The sequence below is a fragment of the Microcystis sp. M144S2 genome (assembly GCF_020246065.1).
GTDB lineage: Bacteria > Cyanobacteriota > Cyanobacteriia > Cyanobacteriales > Microcystaceae > Microcystis > Microcystis ichthyoblabe_A.
This window is the reverse complement of the sequence record NZ_JADBTR010000052.1, coordinates 1-7,905: the sequence shown is the minus strand read 5'-3', so window position 1 is coordinate 7,905 and position 7,905 is coordinate 1. Positions and strand designations below refer to the sequence as shown.

7 protein-coding genes and 1 pseudogene are annotated in these 7,905 nt (G+C 45.5%); 2 read left to right on the top strand and 6 right to left on the bottom strand.

Annotated features, from left to right (window positions below):
• Nucleotides 1–116 (top strand): annotated as a pseudogene (locus IM462_RS07125) (IS5 family transposase); the annotation flags it as partial.
• A 207-nt stretch (nucleotides 117–323) separates the two neighbouring features.
• Here IM462_RS07125 and IM462_RS07120 read toward each other — a convergent pair.
• From IM462_RS07120 to IM462_RS07110, 3 genes are all read right to left on the bottom strand, one after another.
• Nucleotides 324–440 (bottom strand): photosystem I reaction center subunit VIII, encoded by a 117-nt coding sequence (locus IM462_RS07120; RefSeq protein WP_004162778.1) that lies wholly within the window; start codon nucleotides 438–440, stop codon nucleotides 324–326.
• Nucleotides 441–497: 57 nt separating this feature from the next.
• The gene (locus IM462_RS07115; RefSeq protein WP_002737469.1) at nucleotides 498–980 is read right to left on the bottom strand and encodes a photosystem I reaction center protein subunit XI; all 483 of its coding nucleotides are present in this window, start codon (nucleotides 978–980) and stop codon (nucleotides 498–500) included.
• Between the two features lie 781 nt (nucleotides 981–1,761).
• Complete coding sequence (locus IM462_RS07110; RefSeq protein WP_004162196.1) at nucleotides 1,762–2,172, bottom strand: universal stress protein; 411 nt, start codon at nucleotides 2,170–2,172, stop codon at nucleotides 1,762–1,764.
• A 163-nt stretch (nucleotides 2,173–2,335) separates the two neighbouring features.
• Here IM462_RS07110 and IM462_RS07105 point away from each other — a divergent pair, with 163 nt between their 5' ends.
• Nucleotides 2,336–3,544, top strand: coding sequence for a phosphoglycerate kinase (locus IM462_RS07105; RefSeq protein WP_287701734.1), 1,209 nt, complete (start codon nucleotides 2,336–2,338; stop codon nucleotides 3,542–3,544).
• Between the two features lie 132 nt (nucleotides 3,545–3,676).
• Here IM462_RS07105 and IM462_RS07100 read toward each other — a convergent pair whose 3' ends face one another.
• The 3 genes from IM462_RS07100 to zwf all read right to left on the bottom strand — a co-directional run bounded on the left by IM462_RS07100 (nucleotide 3,677) and on the right by zwf (nucleotide 7,542).
• Nucleotides 3,677–4,261 (bottom strand): Uma2 family endonuclease, encoded by a 585-nt coding sequence (locus tag IM462_RS07100; RefSeq protein ID WP_008206384.1) that lies wholly within the window; start codon nucleotides 4,259–4,261, stop codon nucleotides 3,677–3,679.
• A gap of 262 nt (nucleotides 4,262–4,523) precedes the next feature.
• A complete protein-coding gene (gene opcA, locus IM462_RS07095) occupies nucleotides 4,524–5,879 on the bottom strand; it encodes a glucose-6-phosphate dehydrogenase assembly protein OpcA (RefSeq protein WP_287701731.1) in 1,356 nt (451 codons plus the stop codon).
• 133 nt (nucleotides 5,880–6,012) lie between these two features.
• On the bottom strand, nucleotides 6,013–7,542 hold the full coding sequence (zwf, locus tag IM462_RS07090) for a glucose-6-phosphate dehydrogenase (protein ID WP_002736082.1): 1,530 nt from the start codon (nucleotides 7,540–7,542) through the stop codon (nucleotides 6,013–6,015).
• Nucleotides 7,543–7,905 lie beyond the last annotated feature (363 nt).

Sequence of the window (7,905 nt, the reverse complement as noted above, 5' to 3'; positions counted from 1 at the left end):
TTCGGATACTTTCATCAAGATACAGAAATCGCAGACGGCGATTTGGTCTGAGATTGAATTTGATTGCTGGTATCTACAATTACGAACTTCGTTACCGACAAAAGGATATATCTTGATTACTTTTGCAAGAGATCTACTGATAATTGCTGATTGTCGGTATTTCTGCAAATGTGGGATGCAGCCGGGGGCAGGGTGTAGGGTGTGGGGTTTTACCCATTTTCATCTGGTCAATATTTTTCTTTTTTCTTCAGAAAATAGGGCTTGAAAACTAACTATCACATAGCTAATTTTCAAGCCCTTAATTGTAGGAATCCTAGGCTAAATTAGGATTCACTTTCGATATAGATAAATAACAACCCCATAACCACGGCTGGCATTAACCAACAGACGATCGGGATTAAAATCCAAGGCAGATAAGAAGCTGCGTAGTCACCAGTCATGTCAAATGCTCCTAGTAAAAAAATAAGGAAATGATAATCAGGTAGAAAAAGGGTTAATTATTGATTAAAAACCCCGCGCATGATGCCATCAACGACACCAAGATTTTCTAGGAGGAAATAGGCCACAAAAGCGCCACCCATACCACCAATAAAGAAACCAGCGGCGAATTGACTCCAACCCTCGGAGGATTGCAGAGGATCACCACTAGCGGCCTTACCTTGGAAGGAGACAAGACCATAACTAGCTAAACAACCCGTAGCCAAGAGAACCATGGCCAAAGCGGGGATTAAGCCGCCGAGATTAGCATATTCCGAGTCTCTCAAGGGTCCCAGGACGACCCAGGGACCACCGAGGAAATAACCGTGGGCCATACCCACTTCTAGACCGCGCAGAATCGGAGCTAGACCGGGACGATAGGCAGGTAAGTTACCAATAAAAGCTTTGGTAAAACCAGAAGCGGAAATGGGGGTAGCTAGATGACCAATGAACGGATCATCATTGTAGGGTGTCACCACCTGTTTGTATCCAGTTTCAGCCATTGTGTTTGAGTTCTCCTTTTTCCGATCAACAGGAAAATTGATCATAAAACTTTAAGATTACACTTTAGGCCTAAGAATTACTTCAAGCAACCCCATCGATCGAGTTTTCAAGGGTTGACGGCTGAAACTCTCACAATTCGTTACATTTCTCTCAGGAGACGGGGGAGTGGGGGAGATGGGGAGATGGGGAGATGGGGGAGATGGGGAGCTTTGTTTCAGTGAGCAGTAAACAGTAATCAGTGAACTGAAAACTCACATCTGATACTAAATCCGTTGAGTATAGGCTACATATCAGGATGGGCAAGAGGCAAGAGGCAAAAGGAGGAATAGATAATCAGTCTTTAATAACTGGATTTAGTATGATAACTGCTCACTGATAAGTAGGTAGGCGTTAAAAGTTGTCAGATGCCCCCCTTATTAAGCTATCCCTTATAGGGATCTTTCTTAACAATTTTTTCAGTAAGCACTCCAACCCTTATCCTGACTGGATTTCAGTTTTTTCCTTGTCAGTAAGGGTGTCAACAAGGAATATTACAGATTGTTAACCGAGTCTTGAAAGCCTTGTGCTACAAAGGTTTGAAATGTTAAGAAAGATGTGACTAAAGGACAGCTTATTAAGGGGGGATTAAGGGGGGATCCCCCCGCCTATCGGCACCCCCCTTATCAAGGGGGGCAGGGGGGATCGAACCTAAAATCCATTTTTAATTTAATTATAACCAGCTACTTAACTGCTCACTGATAACTGCTCACTGATAACTGATCACTGCTCACTGATTACTGATTAAGGGATAATCAACACTGGGCAGGGGGCAAGGTTAATAACTTTGGTGGTGACGCTTTCGGACACACCTTCGCCGGTTAATCCTAAACCGCGACAACCCATAACGATCAGGTGAGCATTAATTTCATCGGCCACATCACAGATGACAAAAGAAGGCATTCCCTCCCTTTCAATCATTTCCGCCTTGATGCCAGCTTGAGCGAAAATCGCTTGGGCCGATTGTAACAATCTATCCACCGCTTCGATCGAACTCATCTTATCGTCGGCGGCAATTTCTCCGGTGGGTGTCGTTTCCACCACCGACAACAGGACCAAACGACTGTCAAAGATTTTGACTAATTCGATCACACTACTGGTAGCGTCACGACTTTCGCGGCTGTGGTCGATGGGAAATAAAATCGTCTCAAACATAATTAACAAGTCTCTCCAATCAAATTTTTCTGGGCAAATCGGTCTTGGAACTGCAAAACTGATCCCCAAATCTGAAATAATCTTTGTCAAAGTAATTGCCGCAAGTAGCGATACCCTGATTTAATCTTTATTGTACGGTAAGCAATCTAGGAGGTTATGGGCTGTGCCAAAAAAAACAGTAGCGAATTTGACAGAAGCCGATTTAGCGGGCAAACGGGTCTTAGTCCGGGTCGATTTTAACGTTCCCATGGACAAAGCCACCGGGGCAATCAGCGATGATACCCGCATTCGGGCGGCACTACCAACTATTGAGGATTTAATTAAAAAAGGGGCTAAGGTTATTTTATGCAGCCACATGGGTCGTCCCGACGGTCAAGTTAAAGAAAATTTGCGTCTGACTCCTGTGGCTAAACGTCTCTCGGAATTACTGGGCCAAGAAGTAGTCATGTGTCCCGATTCTATTGGTGAGGGAGTCACGGCAGCGATTAGCCAAATGTCTAACGGTCAAGTGGCCCTTTTAGAAAATCTGCGTTTCCACGGTGAAGAGGAGGCAAATGATCCCGATTTTGCCAAAAAATTAGCCGCTAATGCCGATTTATACGTTAATGATGCTTTTGGTACCGCCCACCGCGCCCACGCTTCCACGGAAGGCGTTACCCACTATCTCAGCCCCTCGGTGGCGGGTTATTTGATTGAAAAAGAGTTAAACTACCTACAAGCAGCTATTGAAACTCCCCAACGTCCCCTAGCGGCGATTATCGGCGGTTCTAAGGTTTCTAGTAAAATTGGCGTGATCGAAACTCTATTAGAAAAGTGCGATAAACTGCTCATCGGTGGCGGTATGATCTTTACTTTCTACAAGGCCCGCGGTTTAAGTGTTGGTAAGTCTTTGGTGGAAGAGGACAAACTGGAATTAGCCAAATCCCTGGAAGCGAAAGCTAAAGAAAAAGGAGTGGAATTCCTCCTTCCTACTGATGTGGTGTTAGCGGATAAATTCGATAAAGATGCCGAGTCCCAAATCGTCAAGGTCGAAAATATTCCCGATGGTTGGATGGGATTGGATATCGGACCTGAATCAGTTAAAGTTTTCCAAGAAGCTTTATCTAACTGTAAATCTGTCCTCTGGAATGGCCCGATGGGGGTGTTCGAGTTCGATAAATTTGCGGCGGGTACAGATGCGATCGCTCACACTTTAGCCGATTTAACCGCTACGGGTACAACTACCATTATCGGTGGTGGTGACTCGGTAGCGGCGGTGGAAAAAGTGGGAGTTGCAGAAAAAATGAGCCATATTTCCACCGGTGGTGGCGCTAGTTTGGAATTACTCGAAGGGAAGGTTTTACCCGGTATTGCCGCTCTCGATGAGGCCTAATTATCTCTAATATCTCAGGTTTAAACAAGGTGGGTCCTGGCCCGCCTTTTTTTATGAATTAGGGAGTGGGTTTTTAAAGTTGGATTGGGAGTTAATCATACAAATACTTTTGCGGCAAAAATAGTTGAGCCACTAGGATACTTCAATCGCGGTAAAATCCACCCGCTGATATAAATCTGTCAGGGATATTTGAAAATCTAGAGAAAACAAAGTTAAAATCGCTTCTTGAGCGTGATAATCCCGAAATGCCCAATGATCGCCTCTTTTATGAAATTGTTCTATATAATAACCATATTGATCAATTAAAATATATTCTTCAAAACTATCAAGAGAGCGATAAAATTTAAACTTATCACCCCGATTATAGTCTTGAGTAGATTTTGATAAAACCTCGATAATAACCTGTGGATTGGTAATCGTATCGGTGCGTCCTCTTTCAAGAATTGGTTCCCCCTTAACGATCATAATATCGGGATAGGTGTACATATTATAGGCGGGTATGGCCAAGCGTAGATCGTTGATAAATATATCATAGGCTTGATTCTGGATAGTTAAGGGAAATTTTCTACAGAAATTCAAGGCAATGCGATTATGGTTAGGAGTTCCCCCAGTCATAATAATAATTTCTCCATCTCGATACTCGTGTCTGTCGGTGGCAGTTTCCTCTAGTTGAAAGTATTCTGCGACTGTGTAGCGTTTCTCAGTGGTTGCGACCATATTGCCCCCTTGAAAGCAAAGCTCTGTTTTTATAATAACCTGTTTTCTGAAAAGGTAAGTAGCTGGTTATAATTAAATTAAAAATGGATTTTGCCTTTAATCCCCCCTTGATCCCCCCTTGATAAGGGGGGTGTCTGATAATTTTTAACGCCTACCTACTTACAATTATCGGTTTTAATCAGGTGCTGACTGCTGTATAAATATCGAGAGACCTTGTTAACAAGGTCTCTCCAAAGTGGGTGGGATTATTGTTGCTAATTTGTTAATCTGGTTGGGATAATTTGAGGATAGAGCTAGTGACTTTCATGCTTTCTTGATAAAGCACGTCCTGGCCCCAACGCTGTAACTGTTTACCTAGCAGAGTTTCTGTTTTTTGGTCTTCCAGATGGGACACTTGTTCAACGCGGCAAGATTGGGCCCCTCCCGAAGCTTCCATCCGCATACAGCCGGTAGTTCCCGAACAAATTACCGTGCAACAATCGGCCTGAAGATTAGTAGAAGTGAGTTTAATACTAATCAGATCTCCTTGTACTTCACCCCAATCGGCCACGGGAACACCGGCTAATTCTGCCTCAATTAAACGCTGGTCCTGACCGAGGAAGCTAATCCGATGAATAGCGTAATCTCCCGACCGGTGACTATATCCCACCGGTCGCCATTGTAACCGGCTGGCCATCCAACCGAGGAACATAAAAGCTTGACAAGGATTGCCCTTTTCGTAATCAATAGTGATGCGATCGACTTCCAGAATAGCATCCCGGCGCTCCGGTGGATCAAAAGCCTCGGCGGTTAGTTCTTGCCAAGGAGCGAGACGACTCCAGTTCAGGTCAGCTAATGGCACATCTGTGGCTAATAAATCCCCCACTTGCAGCAGTTCCGTTTCCGGTTCCCGAAAAGTGCTGGAATCGACGATAATCGTATCACATTGACTGGCCAGACGCTTAAATAGTCCATATTCCGCATCGGGACTGGCTTTCCACCAGAGAAATTTGGGCAAACTGGGAATAGTTAACTCGGAAATAATGCCGCCAATTCGTTCCAAGGCTTCCGCTGTGCCGCTTAAAGTGACGTATTCACAGCAAACTAAAGTGTTCTGACTACGTTTGTTAACGGGACAATAGGCAGAAACAGAGGCTTTTACCCCTTCATCGGCCTCGGCGGTGGGACAGAGGGTAATAATGCGACAGGGATTGGAAGCAGCGATCGCATCTGCCACTCCAATCGCATCTAAATCGGCGGCGTATTGACGATGATTAGCCCCATCCTCGGCGTTTTTTTCCGCTGCCCAGGCCGCCCTTAGGCGGGCGACAAATTCATCGCTAGAAAGCCCAGTTACTTCTAGTTCTAGGTCCTTCTGGGCCACCTTGATTGCGGCGTGGGTCCGGGGACCTGCAATACCATCAATCGGGCCGGTGTAATAGCCGAGAAGGGTTAACAATTCCTGTACTGCGTCGGGTTCATAGACAATAAAGCTAAAGGTGGTGGCCCGGGTGGCGGCCATACCATCCTCATTATTATTATAGGATTGCCAGATATCGCGCAGTTCCTGCTCGATCACATCGATGGAAACATCTTTTGGTGCTTGCAGGGAGACAATGGGGGGGCTTTGGGTAGTCATGTCAGTTATCAGTTATCAGTTATCAGTTATCAGTTATCAGTTATCAGTTATCAGTTATCAGTTATCAGTTATCAGTTATCAGATGTGAGTTTTTAGTTTACTGTTTACTGATTACTGATTACTGTTCACTGTTTTAGAGTCGTCGCCAACGACGGCCATCGCGGTTAAGGAGAAATTCCGCTTCTGTGGGTTCCCAGGTACCCGCTTCGTATTGGGGTACGGAGGCGGGATCGGCGGGAGCGTCCCAAGCGGCGAGAGCGGGAGTAACGATGCGCCATGCTTCTTCTACCTCGTCAGAACGGGTAAATAGGGTTTGATCTCCCAGCATAGCGTCTAAAAGTAGGCGATTATAGGCATCGGCGCTGGTGACACCGAAGGAGGAACCATAGCTAAAGTCCATTTCTACCGTGCGTGTGCGTAATTCTGACCCCGGCATTTTCGCCTCAAAACGGAGGGCAATACCTTCGTTAGGCTGGATTCGCATACTCAGTACATTTGCATTAGTTTGTTGGGCTGCCGATTGGAAGATTAATAACGGCACATGGCGGAATTGGATGGCAATCTCGGAAACTTTTTTCGGCAGACGTTTACCGGTACGCAGATAGAAAGGGACACCCTGCCAACGCCAGTTATCTACCATTAATTTCATGGCCACGTAGGTGGGGGTGGTCGATTCGGGATTAACCCCCGGTTCTTGCCGATAGCCCAGAATGGGTTTTCCTTTCATCCAACCGGCTTTATACTGGCCGCGGATGGCGGATTTTTCCAGGTTATTAATATCGGCCAGGTGAGTCGCTTGCAGGACTTTGACTTTTTCGCCACGGACACTATCGGCGTTAATAGCGTTGGGTGCTTCCATCGCCGTCAAGCAGAATAACTGCATCAGGTGATTTTGCACCATATCGCGCAAAGCTCCCGATTTTTCGTAATATCCGGCCCGCTCCTCCACTCCCACGGTTTCGGCCACGGTAATCTGGACGTGATCGATAAATTGACGATTCCAGAGGGGTTCAAAGATGGCGTTAGCAAATCGGAACACCAGTAAGTTTTGGACGGTTTCCTTGCCTAAATAGTGGTCAATGCGATAAACTTGGTTCTCCTGACAAACCTCTTGTACGACTCGATTGAGAACTTGGGCAGAACTGAGGTCTTTGCCAAAGGGTTTTTCGATCACTAACCGGTGTTTAATTGGGTCTTTCAGCATTCCCGCCGCGCCGAGGTTTTTAAGACCGGGGGGAAAGAAATTAGGAGAAACCGCTAGATAAAAGACTCGATTGCCGCGGGTTCCCCGGATTCCGTCTAATTCTTCCAGAAAGACTTTCATTTTGGCGTAACTTTCTGGATCGTCCATGTTGCCGGGGAAATAGTACAACCCTTGGGCGAAGTCTTGCCAATATTCCTCACTGCCAATCCCGTCGGAAAATTCTTCGATGCCTTGGCGCATCTGTTGGCGAAAATAATCATGACTCCACTCTCGGCGCGCTGTACCGACGATGGTTAATTCGGCCGGTAGTCGTCTTTCCCGTTTCAGTTGATAGAGAGCAGGAACCAGTTTTCTTTGGGTTAAGTCTCCCGATGCCCCAAAAATGACTAAGATTAGGGGTTCTGGGGTTCTTTCTTGTCGCAATCCCACTCGGAGAGGATTTTCGAGCAGCTTTACCATAGGATTTTGTCTAGCCGAGGTGCATTATTTTCCAGTCTAGCGAGAATACCCGACGGCATACCTAAAGTAAAAATTAATAACCACAATCAGTAATCAGTAATCAGTGACCAGTAATCAGTGATCAGTCATCGGTCATCAGTCATCAGTAATTGGATAATAAGTAGCTGGTTATAATTAAATTAAAAATGGAGTTTAGGTTCGATCCCCCCTGCCCCCCTTGATAAGCTATCCATTAGTCGGATCTTTCTTAACAAAAAGAGAAGAAACTTAAAAAAAGGGGAAACGATTGATAGGTATAGTTTTGAAAGAAGGAATTAAGGTGGAGGTAAGCAAAAAAATGGAGAAATGGGCAGCCCAAGAATT